Annotated in this window: 15 protein-coding genes; 9 read left to right on the forward strand and 6 right to left on the reverse strand. The window is 59.3% G+C overall.

Annotated elements, in window-relative coordinates; genetic code table 11:
- Positions 1 to 29: 29 nt before the first annotated feature.
- Positions 30 to 749 (forward strand): SIR2 family NAD-dependent protein deacylase, encoded by a 720-nt coding sequence (locus WCA10_RS23635; RefSeq protein ID WP_472824998.1) that lies wholly within the window; start codon positions 30 to 32, stop codon positions 747 to 749.
- Positions 750 to 885: 136 nt separating this feature from the next.
- On the opposite strand, the gene WCA10_RS23640 is transcribed toward WCA10_RS23635, so the two are convergent.
- Complete coding sequence (locus WCA10_RS23640) at positions 886 to 3,186, reverse strand: TonB-dependent receptor (protein ID WP_472824999.1); 2,301 nt, start codon at positions 3,184 to 3,186, stop codon at positions 886 to 888.
- An 82-nt stretch (positions 3,187 to 3,268) separates the two neighbouring features.
- Positions 3,269 to 3,658, reverse strand: coding sequence for a hypothetical protein (locus WCA10_RS23645; RefSeq protein ID WP_472825000.1), 390 nt, complete (start codon positions 3,656 to 3,658; stop codon positions 3,269 to 3,271).
- Positions 3,659 to 3,839: 181 nt separating this feature from the next.
- Between WCA10_RS23645 and WCA10_RS23650 the strand changes: the two genes are divergently transcribed.
- Together WCA10_RS23650 and WCA10_RS23655 are read left to right on the forward strand one after the other, a co-directional pair.
- Positions 3,840 to 5,069, forward strand: coding sequence for a homoserine dehydrogenase (locus WCA10_RS23650; RefSeq protein ID WP_472825001.1), 1,230 nt, complete (start codon positions 3,840 to 3,842; stop codon positions 5,067 to 5,069).
- A gap of 67 nt (positions 5,070 to 5,136) precedes the next feature.
- The gene (locus WCA10_RS23655) at positions 5,137 to 5,343 is read left to right on the forward strand and encodes a hypothetical protein (protein WP_472825002.1); all 207 of its coding nucleotides are present in this window, start codon (positions 5,137 to 5,139) and stop codon (positions 5,341 to 5,343) included.
- A gap of 9 nt (positions 5,344 to 5,352) precedes the next feature.
- On the opposite strand, the gene WCA10_RS23660 is transcribed toward WCA10_RS23655, so the two are convergent.
- Both WCA10_RS23660 and WCA10_RS23665 read right to left on the reverse strand, forming a co-directional pair.
- Positions 5,353 to 6,432: a LacI family DNA-binding transcriptional regulator gene (locus WCA10_RS23660; RefSeq protein ID WP_472825003.1), complete on the reverse strand. Its 1,080-nt coding sequence runs from the start codon at positions 6,430 to 6,432 to the stop codon at positions 5,353 to 5,355.
- A gap of 96 nt (positions 6,433 to 6,528) precedes the next feature.
- Positions 6,529 to 8,982, reverse strand: a complete 2,454-nt coding sequence (locus WCA10_RS23665; protein WP_472825004.1) for an alpha-L-rhamnosidase-related protein — start codon at positions 8,980 to 8,982, stop codon at positions 6,529 to 6,531.
- Between the two features lie 282 nt (positions 8,983 to 9,264).
- Here WCA10_RS23665 and pstC point away from each other — a divergent pair, with 282 nt between their 5' ends.
- From pstC to WCA10_RS23690, 5 genes are all read left to right on the forward strand, one after another.
- Positions 9,265 to 10,293, forward strand: a complete 1,029-nt coding sequence (gene pstC, locus WCA10_RS23670) for a phosphate ABC transporter permease subunit PstC (RefSeq protein WP_472825005.1) — start codon at positions 9,265 to 9,267, stop codon at positions 10,291 to 10,293.
- Between the two features lie 38 nt (positions 10,294 to 10,331).
- Positions 10,332 to 11,216 carry a phosphate ABC transporter permease PstA gene (gene pstA / locus WCA10_RS23675; protein WP_472825006.1) on the forward strand — a complete coding sequence of 295 codons (885 nt, stop codon included), beginning with the start codon at positions 10,332 to 10,334 and terminating at the stop codon, positions 11,214 to 11,216.
- A 1-nt stretch (position 11,217) separates the two neighbouring features.
- Complete coding sequence (gene pstB / locus WCA10_RS23680; protein WP_472825007.1) at positions 11,218 to 11,976, forward strand: phosphate ABC transporter ATP-binding protein PstB; 759 nt, start codon at positions 11,218 to 11,220, stop codon at positions 11,974 to 11,976.
- Positions 11,973 to 12,680, forward strand: coding sequence for a phosphate signaling complex protein PhoU (gene phoU, locus WCA10_RS23685; RefSeq protein ID WP_472825008.1), 708 nt, complete (start codon positions 11,973 to 11,975; stop codon positions 12,678 to 12,680). Before pstB ends, phoU begins: the two co-directional genes overlap by 4 nt.
- A 75-nt stretch (positions 12,681 to 12,755) precedes the next feature.
- Positions 12,756 to 14,576 (forward strand): MutS-related protein, encoded by a 1,821-nt coding sequence (locus tag WCA10_RS23690; RefSeq protein ID WP_472825009.1) that lies wholly within the window; start codon positions 12,756 to 12,758, stop codon positions 14,574 to 14,576.
- Here WCA10_RS23690 and WCA10_RS23695 read toward each other — a convergent pair.
- Positions 14,573 to 18,208, reverse strand: coding sequence for a UvrD-helicase domain-containing protein (locus WCA10_RS23695; RefSeq protein ID WP_472825010.1), 3,636 nt, complete (start codon positions 18,206 to 18,208; stop codon positions 14,573 to 14,575). The genes WCA10_RS23690 and WCA10_RS23695 overlap by 4 nt on opposite strands.
- Positions 18,195 to 20,900, reverse strand: coding sequence for a PD-(D/E)XK nuclease family protein (locus WCA10_RS23700; protein ID WP_472825011.1), 2,706 nt, complete (start codon positions 20,898 to 20,900; stop codon positions 18,195 to 18,197). Before WCA10_RS23700 ends, WCA10_RS23695 begins: the two co-directional genes overlap by 14 nt.
- Positions 20,901 to 20,978: 78 nt before the next feature.
- Between WCA10_RS23700 and WCA10_RS23705 the strand changes: the two genes are divergently transcribed.
- A complete protein-coding gene (locus tag WCA10_RS23705; protein WP_472825012.1) occupies positions 20,979 to 21,878 on the forward strand; it encodes an SCO family protein in 900 nt (299 codons plus the stop codon).
- Positions 21,879 to 21,890: the final 12 nt, after the last annotated feature.

The raw sequence follows: 21,890 nt of genomic DNA on the forward strand, positions 1-21,890 counted from the left end.
AGTGATTAGTAAAACCTTGGAGTTTTTCGTTGGGAAAGATTGTCATTGGGTCCGGGGATTGGGTTTTTGTTTTGACCGGAGCGGGGATCAGTGCAGAGAGTGGTCTGCCGACGTTTCGTGCTTCGGATGGTTTGTGGGCAGGACATCGCGTCGAGGATGTGTGTACACCGGAAGCGCTGGAACTGAATCCGGCGCTGGTGTGGCAGTTCTACTCAGAGCGGCGGGCGCAGGGTGCGAAGGCGGACCCGAACCCGGCACATATTGCGCTGACGGAGCTTGAGGCAAAACTCGGCGACCGATTTTTTCTCTGTACGCAGAACGTGGACGATTTGCACGAGCGAGCCGGGTCGAAGCGGCTGGTACACATGCATGGCGAGTTGGCGAAATCGCGCTGCGAGGATGAGTGCGGACAGCCGCCGGTGACAGATCGCGCCGTATATACAAGCCTGGACGAAGTAGGGCGCTGCGCGTGCGGGGCGCGGCTGCGGCCTCATATTGTTTTCTTCGGAGAGATTCCGCTGGAGATGGAGCGGATTCAGCGGGAGATTGGCAGGGCGACGCTGATGGTGGTGGTGGGGACATCGGGGTCAGTGTATCCGGCGGCGAATTATGTGCAGTGGGCTCGGCAGGGTGGCGCTCGGACGGTGTATGTCGGACCGGAGCCGCCCTTGAATGCGCATGCGTTTACGAACGTGGTGGAAGGCAAGGCGGGGGAAGTTTTGCCGGGGTTATTTGTGGTGGAGACTTAAGTCACAATTCAAGGCGGACGTTCCGCAGTTCGCATCCAGAAGCAGGTTCTTCACTTCGCTTACCCCTCGAACGTTCCGTTCGCGGGGCCCCTAACCGCTACGTTCAGAATGACAGCGCTGAGGAGTGGGGCAAAATTCAGAAATGGAAGCGGTAGCGGAGTTGAGCGGAGAACATTCTGGGGTCGTTGTAATGGAAGCCGCCGATGGTGACGGAGTTGTCGAGCAGGATGCGGCGGTTGGTGGCGTTGAGGACGTTGGCGGTGACGGTCCAGTTCTCGCGGAAGGTGTGGCCGGTGGAGATGTCGAAGGTGGTGTGGACGGGGAGATAGGCGGCGTTGTAGGGGCCCGTGTCGGTGCCGGCGAGACCGTTGGTGAATCCTGAGCCGTAATAGACATTGCCGGCGAACCACGTGTGCATAGGAAGGTTGGCTGTGAAGCCGGTGTTGAGCGTGTTGCGCTGATCGTGGTCAACGGGAGTGTAGCCGGGTCCGAGATTGCAGGCGGGGTCGTTGGGGTCAGTGCACGTGAATCCCCCAATGATGTTGCCTCGTTGTTCGGCGATCTGGTTGGAGTACGTGACATAGAAGCGGCCGAGATGGGCAAGTTCGGGCGATCGCATTGACATCTCCCATGCGCGAACGAGGGCGCCGTCGACGGCGACGGGGAAGTACATGTTGGATTCACCGAGGTTGGAGTGATCGAGGAAATTGTCGATGCGGTTTTTGAAGGTGTCGACGTCGAGGGTCCAACCGCGCCAGGGTATCTGGATTCCGAATTGATGTTCTTCGTCGCGCTCGGAGCGTAGGGGTGTGAAGGTGTTTTCTCCGCCAGGAAGATTGCTTGCGTAGTTGAGTACGGAGGAGGAGACGGTCTGGATCGGCGCGGGCTGGAAGAAGTGTCCGTAGAAACCGCGGAGAACCCAATGGAGACGGGGAATTTCGATGCTGGCGCCGATGCGGGGATAAATTGCTGTTTCGTCGATACCGGCGCGGTAGATGGTGAAGCGCTCTCCGCCGAGCAGCGTGACATAGCGGCCGAAGCGCAAATCGTCGGCGAGGTAGAACTCGGTGATTGCTGCATCGGCATTTGATTGCGTATTCGGTTGGGATGGTGCGGAGTTGTCGTTGATGAAAGTGCCGAACAGGTCCGTTTCGGATTGGTAGAACGTGTAGACACCGGCCGAGAAGCTATTGGGACCGATTTCGTCGTGAGCATCGGCCTGGCCGCCGATGTAGTTAGAGGTCTGATGCCATGTTGTGGCGACGGGCAGGTCGGAGGCGCGCGAATCGTAGTTGGATTGGTTGAAGTGGTAAAAGGGCGCGAAGGAGAAGAGCGCTTTGGGTGAGAGGGTGTGAACCCAGTTGGCGATGACGAAGGAGTCTCGCTCAGTTTGCCCGTCGCGCAGGCCGTAGGAACAATAGTAGTCGGACGCGCATTCGTAGTCGGTGCTGCTGGGATCGTAGGGGACCTGGAAGAAGTCCTGGCGGTACTGCGCGTCTAGTCGCAGCTGATCGCTCGCCGTCTGGTTGCGAATGAGGGAGACGAAGCCGCTGCCGGAGTTGGTGGCGTCGTGGAGAATTTGGGGAATCGGCGTGGCGAGGCCATAGTTCGAACGCGAACCGGTGAGGCTTGTGTACCAGGCGGTGCGTGCGGTGTGGTCGCCAAGCGAGATCTGGGCTTCGCCGGAGTAGAAACTCCCGGCGTCGAGGAGGAGTTCTGCCTGGCGGTTGCGCTCGAATCCGTTGCGGGGCAAGACGTTGAAGACGCCGTAGGTGCGATCGCCGATGTCGGCGGCATAGCTGCCACGCTGGGTTTCGAGCTGGTCGATGTCCTTGGGGTCAATCTGCGGTCCGACGTTGGAGGCGATCTTGGTATTGGGGATGGAGACGCCGTCGATGAGCCAGCTGGTTTGATGGCCACCGCGGATGTGCAGCATATCGTGCGTCATGTAGGAGCCGGGCACATAGTTCGTAATCATCTGCATGCCGGTGGTTGCGGTGGCTCCCGGAGTCTGGTCGATCATCTGGCGCGTGATCAGGGTTGTGGGGGTGACCGAGTCTGAAGAGGAGACTGAGCCGGCGTCGGCCGTGACGGTGACGGACTGCGTCGCGGCTCCGAGGTCGAGCGGGATGTGGAAGACAGGGTTGGTGCCGGAGGCGACGGTGATGGTCTGCAGTGAGGAAGCGAAGCCGGGAGCGGAGGCTTCGAGGGTGTAGATGCCAATGGGGACCTGGGAAAGCTGGAACTCGCCAACGGAAGAGGTCACGGCGGTTAGCGTAAAGGCGGAGTCGGCAGCGTTGAGTTTGATTTGCGCGCCGGCAATGGGGCGGTGTTGAGGGTCGTGGACGACGCCGTGAATGGTGGCGAAAACGGAGGCGCGCGCGATGATCGGGGCAAACAGAAGCCAAAATCCAAATAGGATGCGTGACCGGCTCATGGTCGAGTGACCTCCACGGCGAAGGCAGTGGCGCACTCGCGCGAGGGGATCGCGCGAGCGTGCATGGAAGGAGAAAGTGGAGTTAGCTGGCGAGTGTCAGTGCCGGAGGGCCGCGGAGTGCAGGTGTACGGAGATGGATGCTGCGCGCATGCGCGGCGGACGGGGCGACAGATAGCAATGCTGGAATTCCCACGATCGCGGTTTCGGGCGCGCGGGCAATGGCCAGGGTTGTCGACGGCGCAGCGTTCCCGCGTGCGGGGTATTGCGGGCAGTGGCTGGGAGCAGTGAATGCAGGAGTGCTGAGGGCGGCCTGGATCATGTGCGCCAACATTGCATCGGTCATTGCGCAATGGTGTGCGCCGTTGCGGCGGCAGCAGGCGGGTAGGGATGTGTTGTCTCCGCCATCGATGAGGACAACAAGGGGTCCAAGACCGAAGAAGAGAACGAACAAAATGGAGAAGGCGCGGCGCATCTCGCCTTCATAGTACAGGAACTTTGGAGTAATCCGCGATTCGAGAAAGTTTGAGGCCTTCAGGTATCATCGATGCATCTCGAATTCCCGATACACACTGAAAGGTTGACTGCCGTCTCACGTGAAGAATTCTGTCTCGGAAAGAGAAGCCTCGGTCGTTGTGTCGAATGAGCGGCCACCCTTGCGCATCGCGCTGTTCGGATTTGGTACGGTCGGCAGCTCGGTCGCGCGGATTATCCTGGATTCGAAGCCCGAGGGGCTGGAAATTACGCATATTTATAACCGCAACGTTGCACGGAAGAAGGTCGACTGGGTTCCGAAAAGCGTGGTTTGGAGCGAGGACTGGGAGTCGGTTCTGGCATCGGACGTGGACGCGATTGTGGAACTGGTTGGTGGGTTCGACCCAGCGGGGACATGGGTGCGGCGCGCGATCGATGCGGGCAAGAGCGTGGTGACGGCCAACAAGAAGCTGATTGCCTATCACGGGGTGGAACTGGAGCGGCTGGCCGCGGCGAAAGGCGGACATCTGAAATATGGCGCCGCTGTGGCGGGGGGCATTCCGGTGATCCCCGGACTGGAGCAAGGGCTGGCCGGCGACCGCATCGCGCGCATGGAAGGGATTCTGAACGGAACCTGCAACTTCATCCTGAGCAAGATGGAGGCCGGGGCAGAATATGCGTCGGTGCTGGCTGAGGCGCAGGCAAAGGGCTACGCCGAAGCCGATCCCACGGAGGATGTGGGCGGATTCGACGCGCGGTCGAAACTGGCGATCCTGATGCGGCTGGCGCTGCGGGTGGTGGTGGATCCCGATGAGATTGTGCCGCAGCCCATCACCAGCGTGACGGCGGTGGACTTCAGCTACGCGCGGGATTTGAATTGCACGATTCGGCAGGTGGCGCGGGCAGAAGAACACGACGGCGCGGTGGCGGCGACGGTGGGTCCGATGCTGGTAGACAGGAATTCGCCGCTGGCCTGGTCGCGAGGCACCGAAAACATGGTGATCCTGACGGGACATTATGGCGGCGATGTGGTGTTTTCAGGTCACGGTGCGGGGGGACATCCGACGGCGGTTGCGGTGGTGAGCGATCTGCTTGCGCTGGCGCACGGGTCGCGCCGCGTGGCAATTCCTTCGGTTCCGGCGAAGATCGGCGCGGAGTTCGAAGTGCCGCACTATATTCGATTCCTGGTGGCGGATCGGCCGGGGATCGTTTCGGAGATCACGGGTGCGCTGGCGCGGGAGCGGATCAATATCCGGGCTATCGTGCAGAAGCCGGGGTATCCGGCAGAGGCGCTGCCGTTTGTGGTGACGGTGGAGCCGTGCAAGTCGTCAGCGATGAAGCGGGCCCTGGCGGAGATCGGTAAGATGGATTGTCTGCTGGAAGCGCCGTTGGATTTGCAGATGCTGGAGTAGCAGTGGACAGTGAAAAAGTGAAAAGTGAAATAGTGAAACAGTGGACAGATTGGTCGGAGGTTTTTTGGTGATTGACACGGTTTATCGGTGCGAGATTTGCGGGGAGGAGAGCGACAGGCCTGTCCGATGGATCGTGATCCACTGCAGCGACGCACAGTTGACGGTTTTTAAGTGGACCAAGGAAGCGGCGGACAAGCCACACGCCCGGCACTACTGTGGCGAAGCGCATGCGCAGGTGTATATCAGCCGGTGGTTCCAGTCGTTCTGCGGATAGGCGAGTGAATCAGGAAGTTGGCCGGGTGCCTGCCGGGCCAGTGGATTCGCGCACAACCAGTTCAGGCGCCATCACAATTTCGGCAGCATAGGGCGCCTCTCGATTGGCAATGCGCTCAAGCAGAATCTGTGCTCCGCGCTGGCCCATTTCAAAGAGCGGCTGGCGCACTGTTGTGAGGGATGGCGTGGAATAGGCAGCTGACTGAATATCGTCGAAGCCGACCACCGACACATCCTCAGGGACGCGCATGCCGGCATCTTTCAAAGCACGAATGGCGCCGATGGCGGAGATGTCGTTGAAGCAGAAGATGGCGGTGAAGTCGCGCGTTTTTTCGAGCAGGCCCTGCATGGGCTTGTAGCCGATCTCCGGCGCCATGGGATGCTGGCCGGTTTTCATGGACCACCCGGCGGAATCGATGCGGATGACCAGCGCGGGGTCAATGCCGATACCAATTTCGCCGGCGACCTGCTGGATGCTCTGCCAGCGATATTCGGAATCGGGAATTGCGCGCGGACCGCGCATGAAAGCGATGCGGCGATGGCCGAGCGAGTGGAGGTGAAGAAGGGCGGATTCCACTGCCTTGTGATGGTCGAGAACGATATTGGTGACGTTTTGCACTGCGCTGTGTGCCGAGATGGCAACCACCGGGACAGGTACTTCGATTTGGTCGGCGGGCGTGTTCAAGAGCAGGAAGCCGTCGACGGCGCGCTCGACCAGCATGCGCGGATACTGCTCGATGAGTTCACGCTTCCAGTCGTGGCAGGCGGTGAAATAGAAGTAGTGAGCCTGGGTGAGTTCCTGGACCACGCCGCTCATGACGCGAGTGAAGTAGCCTTCGCTCAAATCGGGCGCGAGAACGCCAACAGACATGGAGCGGCTTTGGCGCAGGGACCGGGCGAAGTAGTTCGGCCGGTAGTTGAGGCGCGTCGCCGCTTCGAGGACGCGGTTGCGCGTCTCCTGCGGAATGGACTTTGCTGAAGGTGAGTTGTTGAGGACCAGTGAGACCGTGGTTTGCGACAGCTCCAGGTGTTCAGCAAGCGTTCTTAAATTGACGTGCCCTGATGGCTTTGTCTCTGTACTTCTTGCCATGTTGGAAGTTGTAGCACGTTTACAGGAAACAAGGAACAGGGATTCAGCGTTAAATACATCGATTTTCTTTGGGAGTAACCAGCGAAATCATCTTTGTCATTTGGCCTGGATTTTGTTGAGGCCGGGCATGAGCTGCCGGGTTTGCCCCTTGTAAATGAAGCTGCCGGTCAGTCCGCTGGGGAGGGTGATGGTTGCGGCCAGGCTCGGGCCCTCGCGGCGGTATTCGACCTTGATGTCACCCTGCGGGTGGGGAAATGTGGCTGACAGGTGATCGAGCGCACCAAGATGGGGAGCGATGCGCACGGTGGCGAAGCCGGGGCTTGCAGGTTCGATTCCGGCGACGAGGGTGAGCATGTCGTAGATGGGGTGGGCCGACCAGGCATGGGAGTCGGAGCGGGTGTCGCCGGGTATTTCGGGCCAGGTACTGAAGTGGAGGGGCAGGAGTTTTCGCCAGGGGTCGAGGGATTGGAGGTAGCGGACGGCCATGCCGGCGTGGTCCTGATTCGTTCTTTTGTCGACTTCGTCGAGCGCGCGGGCGAGGTAGTAACGGAAGTAGTAGGAGGCGGAGAGAATTCCGTCGGGAGTGGTGCCGGGCTCAATGGCGAGGATTTTGCGCAGGACCGACTGCTGCTGGTCCTGCGGGACAACGTCGTAGAGCACGCCGAGGATGTTGGCCTGCTGCGAATAGATCTTCTGGTCGGGATTGTCGGCGAGCAAGCCGCGTGACGCGACCCAACATTTGGAAATGAGGCCGGTGCGAACGTGGTCGGCGCGGGAGTGATAGCGCGAGGCTAGCTCAGTGTCGCCGAGATTGCGCTCGAGATCGGAGGCGTCGATAAGCGCGCCGAGATATTGGAGCGTGGTGACGCAGGACTCGCCGTGCGCGTCGTAGGTGGGGATTTCGCCAGAGGGCACCCAATCGATGAAGCTCCACCACGGAAGTTCTTCGAGGAGGCCATCGGGAGCCTCGTAACGCGAGAACCATCCGAGAACATCGCGCGTGCCGGGGAGGTGGTCACGAACGAATTGGGGATCAGGCCGGTACATCCAGTAATCGTGGAGCATGCCGATCCAGAGCAGAGAGAAGGTAGGGATGTTCTGCGGAAGGGAACTGGGATATCGGCTGCGCGTGATGCCTTCGGGAATGCGGGAATCGTCGAAGGCGGTAATCGCCTGGCGGGCGAGGCGGTCGTCGTCTGCAACGGTGTAGGAGATGAGGGCCTGGATACGAGTGTCGCCGACGTACTGGAGCTGCTCGTAGTAGGGCGTGTCCATGTAGGTTTCGTGGGCGTCATCGCGGGCGGTACGCCAGGAGATTTCCCAGATTTTGGCGAGATCGGGATCGGGGGATTCGAACTTGGCACGCTCTTCGAATGGGTAGGCGGTGAAGTATGCCTTCAGTGATTCGAGGGTGAGGGGTTCGGAGCCGGTGGTGATGTCGAGGTCGAGATAGCGCCAGGTGCGCCACCAGAGGGGCATGAAGACGCGATGCGGGCCGCCGTCTGGGAGGAAGCTGTCGGTTAGGCCGAGGGCTTGGCGGTTGGCGACTTCGTCGCGGTCGCCTTTGTGTTGATTCTCGTCGTAGAGGGCTTCGGAGTAGGTGAGGACGATGTGGGAGCCTTGGCCGCCGGAGACGATGAGTTCAGGATAGGCGGTGGTGAGAGTTTTGCGGTCTAGCAGGATGCGAACGTGGGAACCGGCGGGCATGCTGACGGCCGAGAGCGGAAAGGTCTGCAGAGATGGGACGGTGATGGCTGACAGTGGAAATGACTTTTCCAAAGCGACTACACCCGTCCTGACAACCGTACCGACGGAGGTGCCTGAGTATTCCATGTGCGGCAGTTCATCGGGGATCAGGCCCCAGGGGTTATCGCCGGTGGTGTCGGCGGAATGGGCGTGGTTGGTGCCGGGGAAGATGCTGTCGCGCATCGGCGAGGCTGCGGGAACCCAGTGTTGGCCGACGGTGGCGGAGTCCCAGTTCCAGTCGTATTTGGAGGCGTCGATTTCTTCGCCGGGGCCGGAGGCGAAGTAGGTCTTGATGGTCACGGTTGAACGGTCGAGCGGGCGCTGGCCGGGTTCTTCCTCGACCAGCCAGTCCTTGGGGGTGCTGATGTCGGTGGTGCCAGAAGCCTCGCTTTCGAGCAGGAAGGCGGTGCGATCGCTCATCTGAGCGATGGGGGCAAAGACGCCAAAGTTCCAGACGGTGGCGGTGATGAGGTTTTGACCTTGCTGGAGATAGGGCGCCAGGTCAAACCGCTCGTAGCGCCAGTGGGTCAGATCTCCGCGGGCGGGTCCATCTCCTACTCGCTTGCCATTCGCAAACAAGATGAAGCGGTTGTCGGCACTGACGCGGACGATGTAGCTGGCGGGGACGACGGGCAAATTGAGGATGCGGCAAAAGTGGAGGACCAGAGGCTCGCGCAGGGGCGCGGTGGGATGCGTGATCCAGGAGGCCCTCCAGTCGCGATGAGGTGCATCGGGCTGCGACGGACTTTGGGACAGCGCCGCGATGGTTGCGGTGAACAGGAGGGCGAGCGCAATTTTACGCATGGGTTTAGCCTAATAGCTTTCAGTGCATCAGCTTACAGGAGTTGGCGCGTCTTTGGTACATCGGGGCGAAGTCTGCCGTTTCATTGCCGCTGTGTCACGGTAAACATCGAAAGGGAAAAGGACGAGACGGAATTCAAGCAAATCGAGAAGATTTCCTCGCAGAAGTGCGTTATATGCGTTTGATTTAGCAGCCCTGTAACCTTCTATTCATCTTTGCCCGGTAGCCTACTGACGGTGACAGCTCACGTGCCCGAGATTCGGATCTCTCAACCACAAGTTAAAATGCAACCCGATGTTCCGAGTACCGCGCAGGCAGCGGAAGCGGGCAAGAGCGAGGTCTCCGCAGTTCGCAAGTTCCTGCTTTCGCGCGGAAATTCGGCGCTCGCCGACCGCGTATTTCATGTGCTGATGGTGGTCTGCGGCCTGAGTATATTCGGAATCGTGATTTTGATTCTCGCGGAGCTGGTGGAGCGTTCTAACCTCGCTTGGAAGACGGTCGGCTTCAAATTCTTCGGCAATTTGACTCTCAATGGCAGCTTCTGGGACCCGGTGAACGGGCACTTCAGCGCGCTTCCGTTTGTGTATGGGACGCTGGTTTCGTCGTTTCTCTCGCTTTTGATCGCGGTTCCGCTTGCGATTGGCCTGGCGATCTTTCTCACGGAGATGTGCCCGAAGTTGCTACGCGGGCCGCTCGCGTTTATTACCGAATTGCTTGCCGCGATTCCAAGCATCATCTATGGATTGTGGGCCTTTTTTGTGCTGGTTCCACTGCTCAGGGAGCACGTGAATCCGCTGCTGATCAAATACCTGGGGTGGACAGGGCTCTTTGAAGATACCAATCCGACAGGTCTTGGTTATTTTGCCGCTGCTGTAATCCTGGCCATCATGATTTTGCCGATTATTTCGTCGCTGACGCGCGAGGTGATGACAGCAGTGCCGCACTCGCAGCGGGAAGCGGTGCTGGCATTGGGAGCGACGCGCTGGGAAATGATTCGCATGGGCGTACTGCGCAATGCACGGATCGGAATTGTGGGCTCAGTCATTCTCGGGTTGGGGCGGGCTCTGGGCGAAACGATGGCGGTGACGATGGTGATTGGCAACACGCCGCAGATCAGCAAGTCGCTGTTGGACAACGGCAATTCGATGTCATCGGTGATTGCGACCGAGTTTACTGAGGCCGTGAGCGACCTGCACCGCAGCGCGCTAATCGAGATTGGATTGGCGCTGTTTGTCTTGACGATTATCGTGAATGGGTTGGCTCAGCTGCTTGTTTGGGCGGTTACGCGCGGCGCACCGGCGCGAGTGAATTGACAGGCGTGGGAATCAGTTTTCAGTCATAACGGCAGGGAATGGAGACGACGAAAGTGGCGATGACGGGGACCAGTTTTCGATCAGGATTGAGGGCGGTGACCGATCATACGGTGACGGGCCTGGCAATTCTGGCTACGGTGCTGGTGATCTTGCCGCTCGTCGCGATCTTCATTTATCTGATCCTCAAGGGTGCGAGCTCACTGAACCTGGCTTTCTTTACGCAGAACCCCGTGCCTGAGGGTGAAGTGGGCGGCGGCATGGCAAATGCCATCGTCGGGTCGGGAGTATTACTCGGCATCGCCAGCATCATCGGGATCCCGATTGGGATTGGAGCGGGAATCTTTCTCGCGGAGTTTGGACGCGGCACGAAGCTGGCCAATGGGATTCGCTTCACGGCAGATGTGCTGAACGGAGTTCCTTCGATTGTGATAGGGCTTGCCGCTTATTCGCTGATCGTGGTCCCGCAGGGACATTTTTCGGCATTCTCCGGTGGAGTGGCGCTTGGCATCATGATGATCCCCACGGTAGCGCGAACCTCGGAAGAGATGCTGCTGATGGTGCCGAACAACATTCGCGAGGCGGCACTGGGATTGGGGCTGCCGAACTGGCGCTCTGTTCTTTCGATCACCGTGAAAACGGCTTCGCCGGGGATTATCACGGGCTGCATGCTGGCTTTTGCACGCGTGGCCGGAGAAACGGCGCCGCTCATCTTTACAGCGCTGGGTAATGCATTCTGGAGCACGAACCCGAATCAGCCGATTGAAGCGCTGCCATTGCAGATATGGATTTATGCAACCGGACCTTATGAGGACCAACACAGGCTGGCGTGGGCGGGTGCGCTGGTGCTGATTGCATTGATTGTGATTGCAGTTTCAATGGTGCGTTATGTGACCAGTCGCGGAGTTCTGAAAGGGGTAAGCTAACGTGGGTGTCGGCATCGAGGTGACGAACCTGAACGCATGGTATGGAACCAACCACACGTTGCAGGACATCAACCTGAATATTCCAGCCAATCATGCCACGGCGCTGATTGGTCCGTCGGGGTGCGGCAAGAGCACGTTTGTGCGGTGCCTCAATCGGATGCATGAGACGAATCCGATCGGCCGCGTAACGGGGACAGTGCGGATTGGCGATTTGGACATTTACAACGATGCCAAACCGGTGGAAATCCGGCGGCGCGTGGGGATGGTATTTCAACGGCCCAATCCGTTTCCGACCATGTCGATTTACGACAATGTGGCGTCGGGGCTGAAGTTGAATGGGTTCAGGAATCGACGCGCGCTGGATGAGATTGTCGAGCGCTCCCTGAAGAACTCGGCGCTTTGGGACGAGGTGAAGGACGATTTGAGGTCGAAGTCGGGCGCGAGTCTCTCTGGCGGCCAGCAGCAACGGTTGTGTATCGCGCGGGCGTTGGCGGTCGATCCTGAAGTTCTGCTGATGGATGAACCCGCGTCCGCTCTCGATCCGGTATCTACTTCGAAAATAGAAGACCTGATTTTTCAGTTGAAATCGCAGTACACTATCGTGATTGTGACCCACAACATGCAGCAGGCAGCGCGCGTGGCAGAGAAGACCGGGTTCTTTTTGAACGGTCGCATGGTGGAGTTCGATTCGACGCACAAGATCTTCACCAACCCCAGCGACAAGCGGACTGAGGATTACATTACGGGCAGGTTCGGATGACACGTATTCGCTTTCAACAAAGTCTCGACCAGCTAAAAGAGAATCTGCTGGTGATGGCCGGCTTGGCCGAGCAGGCGATTCAGCGCGCCATTGAAGCCTATCGTGTTCGCGACCTGTCGATCTGCGACCTCGTGAGCCGGAGTGAAGTTGCGATCAATCGGCTGGAACGCGATATCGACCAGGCAGCGCTCGACCTGCTGGCGATGGAGCAGCCGATGGCGATTGATCTGCGCTTCATTCTGAGCGTGATCAAGATCAATGCGGATCTCGAGCGTGTGGGGGATTCGGCGAAGAGCATCAGCGAACGCGTTCGCAACATGGAGCAGATGCCGGCTGTTCCAGAATTGCCGGTGGACATTCCGCGGATGGCCACGCTTTCAGCGGAGATGGTGCGGAAGAGCCTGCAGTCGTTTATAGACGCCGATCCGGAATTGGCACGCGCTGTGCTGATGATGGATGACGCTGTGGACACGATGAATCGTGCGGCGTACAAGTCGCTGACAAAGGTGATGGAGGAGCAGAGCCATATCGCTCCGCAGGCTCTGAATGCGCTGATGATTTGCCGGGCACTGGAGCGCGTGGCGGACCATGCGACCAATATCGCCGAGGACGTGATCTTCTGGATCGAAGGCTCGGATGTGCGCCACCACAAGAGCGTGATGGCACAGAAGAAGGCTGCCGAGGCTGCCGCGTCTTCAGGCTAAGTCATCCCTCTTTCCGCTATAGCGTTGCGCTCTTCACGACTGCGTTAGTCTTGAGGTAGGACGCCGGAGCGGGGCATGAGCGCAACTGAGACTACGCAACCAGAGGTTGAGCCGGCTGTACTGTATGCCGAACGTCTGAAGCAGTTGCAGCTTGAGCAGGCTGCAGACCAGAAACGGGAGCGGCAGCTTGGATACGCGAAAGTTGCGGTTGCCTCTGTCGCGGTACTGTCCGCAATTATTCTTCTCTACTACACAAAACTGATTTGGCTGCTTCTGCTGCCGGTTGCGGCCTTTGTGTGGCTGGCGGTGTGGCACGAGAAGAAACTGCAGTGGATTCGATGGAGGCAGCGCGCGCTGACCTTCTACGAACGCGGAATCGCGCGCATCGAGGATCGATGGGCGGGAGCCGGCGAGACCGGAGATCGCTTCCTCGATGAGGCCCACCCGTACGCGCGCGATCTGGATTTGTTTGGCAAAGCTTCGCTGTTCGAGTTGCTCTGTACGGCGCGCACGCGAGCGGGAGAGGAAACGCTGGCGGCGTGGCTGCTGGCGGCCGCGCCCGTGGCGGAGATCAAGGCACGTCATGCCGCGGTGCGCGACCTGCGGGAGCGGGTGAAACTCCGCGAAGATTTGTTTTGCATTGGGGAGTCCGTCCGTGCGGGCGTGCAGCCTGACAAGTTGGCCAGATGGGGCGAGCAGAAGCCTATCCTGAAAAGCACGTCGGTTCGGGTGATCACAACTTTGCTGGGCATGCTGTGGATTGCGGCCATGATTACCTGGGCGGTGTTGGGATGGGGTACATTGGCGCTCGCAATTTCCGCTCTGAATCTGGCCTGGGCGCACCGGATCTTCCAGCGATGGGATGCTGCCGCTGACGCGATTGAGGAGGCGGCGCATGATCTGGATATTCTTGCCGGCGTTCTGCGCCTCATCGATCAAGGACAGTTTTCGGCGACCTGCCTGAAGGAAATCCAAGGCCGCCTGAGGCACGCGGAATATTCTCCTGCCGATGCAATTCGCAAACTGGATCGCATCGTCGGCTACGTCGAATCGCGGCGAAATCCAGCGCTGGGCCTCTTCAATGTGCTGATGTTCTGGAATGCGCAATGCGTGTTTCTGGCAGAGAGCTGGCAACAGGAGTTTGGCCCGCAGATTCGCGGATGGCTCGAGGCTGTGGGCGAGTTTGAGGCTCTGACGGCACTGGCAGGGTATGCGTTTGAGCATCCCGACGACGTTTTACCGGAGTTTGTGGAGCGCGGTCCGTTGTTTGAGGCGAAGGAAATTACGCATCCACTGCTGCCGGCAAATGTGGCTGTGCGCAACGATGTGAAGCTGGACGGCGCAGTGCAACTGATGGTGCTGAGCGGGCCGAACATGGCGGGGAAGAGCACTTTCATTCGCTGCCTGGGGGTGAATGCTGTGCTTGCGCAATGCGGCGCGCCGGTGCGGGCTCGTTCGTTGAGGATGTCGCCGCTCGCCGTGGCCGCTTCGATCTGTGTGCTCGACTCGCTTTCTGGGGGTACTTCGCGGTTTTATGCGGAGATTCGCAGGCTGAAGGTTGCCGAGGATCTTTCGGCGGGGCCGATTCCGGTGTTCTTTCTGATGGACGAATTGTTATCGGGCACAAACTCGCATGATCGGCTGGAAGGAACAAAGCTGGTGGTGCGGAGCCTGATGGAGCACGGAGCGATCGGTATTGTGAGCACGCACGATCTGGCGTTGGCAGAGATTCCGGCAGCGATGAATGGCCGCGCCGTGAATTGTCACTTCGAAGACCGGCTTGAGGATGGGAAGCTGATCTTCAATTACAAACTTAAGCCGGGCGTGGTGAAGACGAGCAATGCGCTCGAGCTGATGCGGTCGATTGGGCTTGGCGCTGCGACCGAAGTGCGCTAAATCTCCCACCAATCAAAGAGCGACATGCGCGGGAAGTAGAGGCCGGCACGGAGTTGAACCTGAGGGCCGTACAGATTGCGTAGTACATCGGCGTAGGCCTGGAGCTGGGGTCTGTAGGTTGCGTGGAATTCCGGGAGTGCCGATTGTGCGTCGAATTTGTCGGCTTGCGCTGTTTTGTAATCGATGATCCAAAGGGCGTCGTCGCCGGGCTGCAGCGGTTCGAGGCCGGCGCGGAAGAGGCGGTCGACCCGCACGAGGCGCAGACTGCCGCCTGCGATGCCGGCCCATCCGGATTCGCTGGCGGCTTCGGAGTGCGGGGAGAGGATCCATTGTCCGAACGTGTCGCGGGACGCGCTGCGAGCGATGTTGAATGCCTGCGACGAGATGTCTTCAGCCTGTGTGAGGGAGATGCCGGTAGAGCGCACCGTGGCTGTAATGCGTGGCCGGATGTTTTCGAGTGCTTTCAGCGAGGAATCCCAATCGAGTGACAGACGCAAGCGAGCGAGTTCCTCGAGCAGCTTGTGCACGGCATTTCCCAGGCTGCGCGAGAACAGGCCGCCTTCGTGGCGCTGGTAGGCGGCTTCGCCGAGGCCGATTACCGATTCAATAGGCGAGAGGCTCGCGCCGACCGTTGTTGCGGCTTCAAAATCAGGCGGCAACCGGTGCATGATGGTAGGACGAGACATGACGGTGACGTTATTTTCGCCAGCGGCAATGGTAGTGATTTCTCCGGGTTCGGCATCCTGTCGTACAGACAGGTTCCATTGATCGAAGCGATTTCTGATTTCTTCTTCCAGGGCGGGCCAGGCCGTGTGGAGCAAACTGTTACGAGGCTCCAGCAAGGTGCGCGAATCGTCTTCTTCGATTTTGTATGCCGGTTGCGCGAAGAGATGCAGCTCTTCGCGAGCGCGGGTCGCGGCAACATAGAGGATGCGACGCGTTTCCTGCAATTCACGTTCGCGCCTCACGCGGTCTACCCAGCTCTTTGCCTGGCCGTGCTCGGATCCCTTGAATTGAAGGGGCGCAACGAGGAACTCGGTGAGGTCGCCTGATTCATCCGGTTCGACGATGCCGCGCTCCAGCCAGGAGAGAAGATCAGGTTTATTGCTGCCGCTCCGCGCCTGCAAATCGGGGACGATGACAACTTCAAATTCGAGGCCCTTGGATTTGTGAATCGTCATGAGCTGAACGCCGCACTCGCTGCTGGATGCAGGGTCAGGTAGCGAGAAGAAGTCTGCGAGGGCGGCTTCGAGGGCAGGACCATTCAGATCCTGTTCGCCTGCGGGAAGATTGTCGAGCAGATTCCAGAAAAGGTCGAGGTTCGCGCGGGCACCTGCATCGACGCATCGGTCACCGCCCAGCGATCGCCAGAGTTGCTGAAGGTGCGTGCCGAGGGATGCGGTGGGAAGTGTATTTCGCAGGTGGGGAACGGATGCGAAGGCCGCAAGCACGCGCTGGGCAGCTTCGCGTGAATCGGGTGAGAGCAGGTCGAGGCGCTGATGCAGCAGTTGCGGAATTGTGTTTGGTGCTTGCGGCCGATCGTCTGTTCCGGCAACGGCATGAAGTTCAGCAAGGCTCAAACCACACCACGGCGCACGCAGAACGCCGAGCCAGGCAACGCGATCTTCAGGATTCGCCAGCGCCCTTGCCAGCGCAACCGCATCCAGAATTTCGGGACGCTCCTGCAGGTTTTCAAGCTCAACGGCGCGGAAGGGAATGGAAGCGTCACGCAGAGCTGCCGCGATGGGAGCGAGTGCCGTGCGAGCGCGGCCGAGCACAGCGACACGATATTTCTCACCGGCGTCGCGGGCGGACTCCATGCGCTGAAGGTGGGTGCGAATAAGAGCGACAACCTCGGCGATCTGCGCCGCGCGGACGGCTTCGCGCTGCGAGGCGATCTCTTCCGCAGAGAAGCTCGCGCCGGAAATGGTGGACTTCCTCGGCTTCGATTGGGGAAGGAATGCGATGTGAAGTTCGAAATGCCTGGAGTTTTGGGAAGAGGCTCGCGCGGGCTCTGACTCGTTGAACTCGATTCCGCTGCCGTCGGGATCGGCAAAGACCTTTTCAAACGCATCATTCACGGTTGAGACGAGGCGCGGATCGGTGCGGAAGTTCGCGGTGAGGCGGACCAGATCAAGCGGGAAAGACTCGTCCTCGCTGAATTCAAAGCCTCTCTCCTGAACGCGTCCAAAGAGTTCGGCCTCGGCATCGCGGAAAGAGTAGATCGACTGAACCGGGTCGCCGACGACGAAGATGGTGCGACCGGTGCGTTCAGGCCACGCGGCGATGAGCGCGGAGATGAATTCGTGCTGTCGGCGGCTGGTGTCCTGGAACTCGTCGACGAGGAGGTGGTGAATATCATCGGCGACGGCAAGGGCCGCGTCGGTGGGCAAGTGATCTTCGTCGCGGAGGACCTGCCGGGCGATCTGGGCGACTTCGACGAAGTCGACGGTTCCGGCGTCGGCGAAGACGGCCTTCAACTCCGCGGCTGCGTGGCGAAGCAGGGTGAAGCTTGCGCGGACGATTTGCCAATCTTCGTCGCTGTAACGGGCGGGGGGAAGCTTTCGGACGGCGGCGAGAGCTCGTTCGAGGCCGGACACGGTGGAGAGTTGCTCGCTGAGATCTTCAATGCGCAGCTTTTCTTCGGTGTGTTCCTTTGGAAATCCGAGAGTGATGTTGAATTGCCGGCGGAAACGATCTTTCTGTGTCAGCAGCAGTCCTGCCAGGCAGAGGTAGGCGTTCCGGGCATCTTCAAGAGCGGCGCTGTCCTGGTGCGGCCCGTAAGGGAAGTTGGCGAGTTCGGCGAGATCGCGATGGAGATCGTTTGCGCCGTGGAGACACGCAAATTGCGCAAGGTCGATCGCTTCATCGCCTGCACCTGGAACCAGCTCCATGAGTGACTTCAGGCCGTCGAGTGCGATGCGCACAGCATTGGCGAATGGTCGTTCGAGCCACTCGCGAACTGCATTCCAATCCGGTTCCTGGCTCAGCACAAACTTGTGCATCCAGCGATCGCGCTGGCCGAGCATCTTGACCAAAAGCTCTTCCAACTCTTTCCAGCCGTTATCGCGCCACAAGAGGAGGTTGGTGATTGAGTCACTGAGTTCGGGAAGGCGCGAATCGCCGAGTTTCTCAAGCGTGAGTCGCGCCGCACGGCGATAGAGATCGGTGGGTCTTTCGTTGATTTGTAAATTGTTACCGATACCGGAGTGTATCGGCTGCTGGATCGCAAGTTCGCGGCAAAAAGAGTCAATGGTGGAAATGCGCAGTCGTGAGGTTAGATCGAGCAACTGCCAGCCGAGTTTGTGCGACTGGGCAAGCGCTCGATCGGCAAGCGTTTCCATGGAAAAGTCGTCGTGCACTTCAGCGGATGGTTTGCGCGACGCGGCCTTCTCGAGTTCTGAGAGAATGCGGTAGCGCATCTCGGCCGCAGAGGCCCTGGTGAAGGTGATGGCAACGATCTGCCTGGGATCGTCAACCTCCGCGAGCAGACGAAGGAATCTGCGGGTCAGAAGATCGGTCTTGCCCGAACCAGCCGGCGCCTGAACGAGAATCGAGCGATGAGGATCGAGTGCTGCGATGCGCTGAGCCTGATCGGGAGGAGTGAAGAGCACGGAGCTATCCTTCATCATTCTCCTCGGTGATCTCATCCTCTTCAATTTCCGCGCGATTTTCGGGATCTTGAATCCGGCACACGGATTGAAGGCCGCAGCGCTCGCAAGTCTTCGGGTAGTCGCGTGGATCGACGGAGGCGCGGCCATGGATGAAGTCTCTGGCCAACTGATCGATGTATTCCTTCCACGTTGACTCGTCTAAACCTGTGAGCCTGCGCCGAACCAATGAGCTGCTTCCGGTGAGATTTGGATCGATCGTTTTCTGTGGGTCGGCAACGCGACCAGCAAAACACGTATCGCCTGGGCGAATCCTGGCAAAAACCAGTCCTCCGCTGGGCGGACCGCCGTAATTGTTAAATAAAGATGGTTGCAACGGCTCGAGGCCAAAGACTTTGTAAAGCGGTAACTGCAGATCCTCGGGTCGGGGAAGGTCCCACGACTTCGGGCCAACGTTGCCGGTCTTGTAATCGATGACGAGCGAGGAATCATCAACGAGTCGATCGACCCGATCGAATCGAAGGTTCATGGTGAGGCCGGCGATGGTGACGGTGTGGACGGCTTCCGTTTCTGCGACGGTGAAGGGAACACGCGCGGATTCGAATTCGAGCCATTCGGTGATGAGGCGAATGAGGCGCGATTCTTCGAGGTCGATGTAGGGTCCGGGCATGGAGCCGCGCACCGCCGCGGGAACTTTTTTCTTCAGGACACTTCGAACATGGGTGCGGACGAAGGAAGCGAGATCTGTCACTGCAATCAGATCGGAATGGCTCCGGATGCCTTTGGGTGGGCCGGACCAGATGGAGTGGAGAACATCGTGGAGGAGTTGACCACGTTGCTTTGCAGAGAGGCCCACTTCCGCGGCGTCCCAATCCTTCGCATCGAGACGCGCAGAGGCGAACGCCTTGAAAGGGCACTGCGATTGGAAGGAGAGAACGCTCGCTCCACCGCTGAGACGATCGCGCGCGAAGGCGGCGCTTGTGGAATCGATGAACGGAATGGCGACTGGTTCTTCGTGCGAAGGCGGAACCTGGTTTGCCGGCAGTGGCTGGGGGACGCACGGGAGTTGAGCGATGAGGCGCGAGGGCCGGGTTTCTGCGTCGTCCTTTTGCGCTGCGAAGCTGAAATGGACTTCCGGGGCGGTGGAGAGCAGGCGGTTTGTGATGGCAGAGGCGAACTGCCAGTCCAGTTGATGCGAAGAGTGTGGCATCGCGGATTCGCGTCGCACGTGAGGGGGCAGGAACGGATGCAGCGACGCGACAGGCGGCCAGGACTCTTCGTCCGCTCCGAGAAACCAGACAGCGTCTGCGGTGAGGCCGGCGGACTCCGCGGGGCCAGCAATCTGGATGGGCGCATCAGAGGACTGAGGTGAGAAAAGAATGTCTGCAGCCGCGTGTTCGAGCTCGGAGAGAAAGTTTTGCCATGGAATGTGGCGCCCATCGAAGCCGAGAGAACCGGCGGTGTCCAATGCCTGCTGCCAACGGCGATGCATCTGGAATTCAACGCTCGTTTTCGATTCAGTGCCGGGCCAGCCGATGGTTTCGAGCAGATGGGGAACCTTGTCGGCCCATTCGATGGGACTGAGCGATGCGCCCAATTCCTTCAGACTCCGCTGAGCCGTGATCACGCTGCGTTTCCATGGCACCGGGAGCGCTGTGGCAATCGGACCCTGGTTAAAAAAGCCTTCCAAAGGCCATTGAAGGCGCTGCTGGTCGAGGTGGCGCAGTCTTCGCATGGAGGATTGCAGCGCCGAAGATTCCTCGGGTGACGCAGCAAGTCGGCTTGCGAAGAGCCAGTCAAGCTCGTTTTCGCTCAAGGCTTCGCCAAGCCAGCGGAGAAGCAAAAGAGCTGAACGCACCAACGGCACTGTGGTGAGCGGAATGCCGAGCGAGAACTCAAAAGGAAGAGGGGCATTGGGTTCAAAAAACCGAAGGAAGGCACGCTCGATTTCTCCGCGGCGTTGCGATGCATCCTGCGTGATGACAAGAATGCGTGCATCGGGTTTGGCGGCGAGGCGCGTGTGACAACAGTATGCGCAGGATTCAAGCTCCGTCTGGCTGTCGGGGGTCCGGTAGAAATGTGTTTGTGCCTGCTGACCTTGGATTTGAAATTGCTGCCACTGACCCCATGCGTCGAACAGTTGCTGCTGCACGGGGAGCAGGCGGTCGAAGCCGGCGAGACGAAGCGGTGGACGAGAGGCGGAATCTGCCTGGAGGAGAGGGATCAGCTCAAGAGGAAGATGGCTGGCGGAGATGAAGCTGTTCCTGTCGCACCGCTCATCAAATTCGGCGAGCCATTTGCTGAATTCGCCGGAGTCACGATCCCAGCCGATCCGCGACGCAGCGCGCAGGAACCGGGGGGCATAGGAACTGAGGAGTTCGCAGGCTTCGACCGCCATCGTAGCGAGGCGGCGTACCGAGGCGCTCAGCGTCGTTGGGAGGTGATGCTCGCTGTGAATGATTTCGCACCACACAGAGAGTTCCTGCGCCGAATTCAGGAGAAGACGTCCATCGAAATTTCGATCTTCCCATGCCTTGCGCGTGAAGGATTTCCAGTCAACGATGTCGGGCGTGGGCCATGCGGTCAGTCCCTCATTACGGCGTCGGCGATGGAATTCGGCCTGGAGGGCACGCGCAGCTCGATCGCTTGAGGCGACCACGAGTCCGCCGCCGCGCAGCCATGCGTCGATCTCTCCCCAGGATTGGATGTCCATATCTGCGTTATACGCCGTCGAACCGTGAAGCGGAACGAGTGCGGGCTGTGGGAAACAGGGAGGGTTGTAAACTGGGGAGTGATACTGAAACTACTTGCGGTTGTAGTCATCGGAATGGCGGTGATTTCAGGGTGTCATCGTCAGCAAAATGGGGCGGAAGATTCAGCTGCCAACTCGTCTTACAAGGTCTACAAGCTGCGCGGGAAGGTCGTCGCGAACAATCCTGCTACGGGCGAGGTCACGCTGAATCATGAAGCCATCCCCGGCTTTATGGACGCGATGACGATGCCCTACAAGCTGAAGGATCCCAGTGTTCTAAGCGAGCTTCATCCCGGCGATATTATTACGGCAGACGTGCTGGTTTCGCAGGGCGCCGATGCCAGTGTTCTGCTGGATCACATCGTGGTGGTCGCGGAGGGTAAGCCGGATTATCGGCCTGCGGTGATCTATCATGTGCCCGCAAGGGGGGATGCTGTTCCGGACTTCAAGCTTCGCAATGAAGATGGGCACATCATTCATCTGAATCAGTTCCGCGGCAAAGAATTGCTGATCACGTTCATCTATACGCGGTGCCCTCTTCCCAACTTTTGCCCCCTTGTGACCCACAATTTTGCAGTGATCAATCAACAACTGTCGTCTGATCGTGCGACGAAGGACAAGACGCATCTGCTATGCGTGAGTTTCGATACGGAGCACGACACGCCCGACCGCTTGAAAGCCTACGGAGAGGAATACATCGGCAGTGATGCGAAGACGGCGTTTGCGCATTGGGATTTTGCCGTTCCCGAGAAACCGGTGTTGACGGAGATGGCGAAATACTTCGACGTAGGGATGACCAACGCGGCCGATGGAACGATTACGCACACGCTGTCGACAACCTTGATCGGGCGGGACGGCAAAGTATTGAAGTTCTATCCCGGCAATGAATGGACTCCGCAACAGGTGGTAGCCGATGTGAGGCAGTCGTTGGGAGAATAGCCGCGAAGCACC

Origin of the sequence: Occallatibacter sp. (assembly GCF_049582745.1) — a bacterium.
Classification (GTDB): Bacteria; Acidobacteriota; Terriglobia; order Terriglobales; family Acidobacteriaceae; genus Telmatobacter.

Coding starts and splice junctions, on each gene's coding strand:
- WCA10_RS23640 (WP_472824999.1), bottom strand. CDS start 3,186: ATGAGCCGGTCACGCATCCTATTTGGATTTTGGCTTCTGTTTGCCCCG.
- WCA10_RS23645 (WP_472825000.1), bottom strand. CDS start 3,658: ATGCGCCGCGCCTTCTCCATTTTGTTCGTTCTCTTCTTCGGTCTTGGA.
- WCA10_RS23660 (WP_472825003.1), bottom strand. CDS start 6,432: ATGGCAAGAAGTACAGAGACAAAGCCATCAGGGCACGTCAATTTAAGA.
- WCA10_RS23665 (WP_472825004.1), bottom strand. CDS start 8,982: ATGCGTAAAATTGCGCTCGCCCTCCTGTTCACCGCAACCATCGCGGCG.
- pstC (WP_472825005.1), top strand. CDS start 9,265: ATGCAACCCGATGTTCCGAGTACCGCGCAGGCAGCGGAAGCGGGCAAG.
- pstA (WP_472825006.1), top strand. CDS start 10,332: ATGGAGACGACGAAAGTGGCGATGACGGGGACCAGTTTTCGATCAGGA.
- phoU (WP_472825008.1), top strand. CDS start 11,973: ATGACACGTATTCGCTTTCAACAAAGTCTCGACCAGCTAAAAGAGAAT.
- WCA10_RS23690 (WP_472825009.1), top strand. CDS start 12,756: ATGAGCGCAACTGAGACTACGCAACCAGAGGTTGAGCCGGCTGTACTG.
- WCA10_RS23695 (WP_472825010.1), bottom strand. CDS start 18,208: ATGATGAAGGATAGCTCCGTGCTCTTCACTCCTCCCGATCAGGCTCAG.
- WCA10_RS23700 (WP_472825011.1), bottom strand. CDS start 20,900: ATGGACATCCAATCCTGGGGAGAGATCGACGCATGGCTGCGCGGCGGC.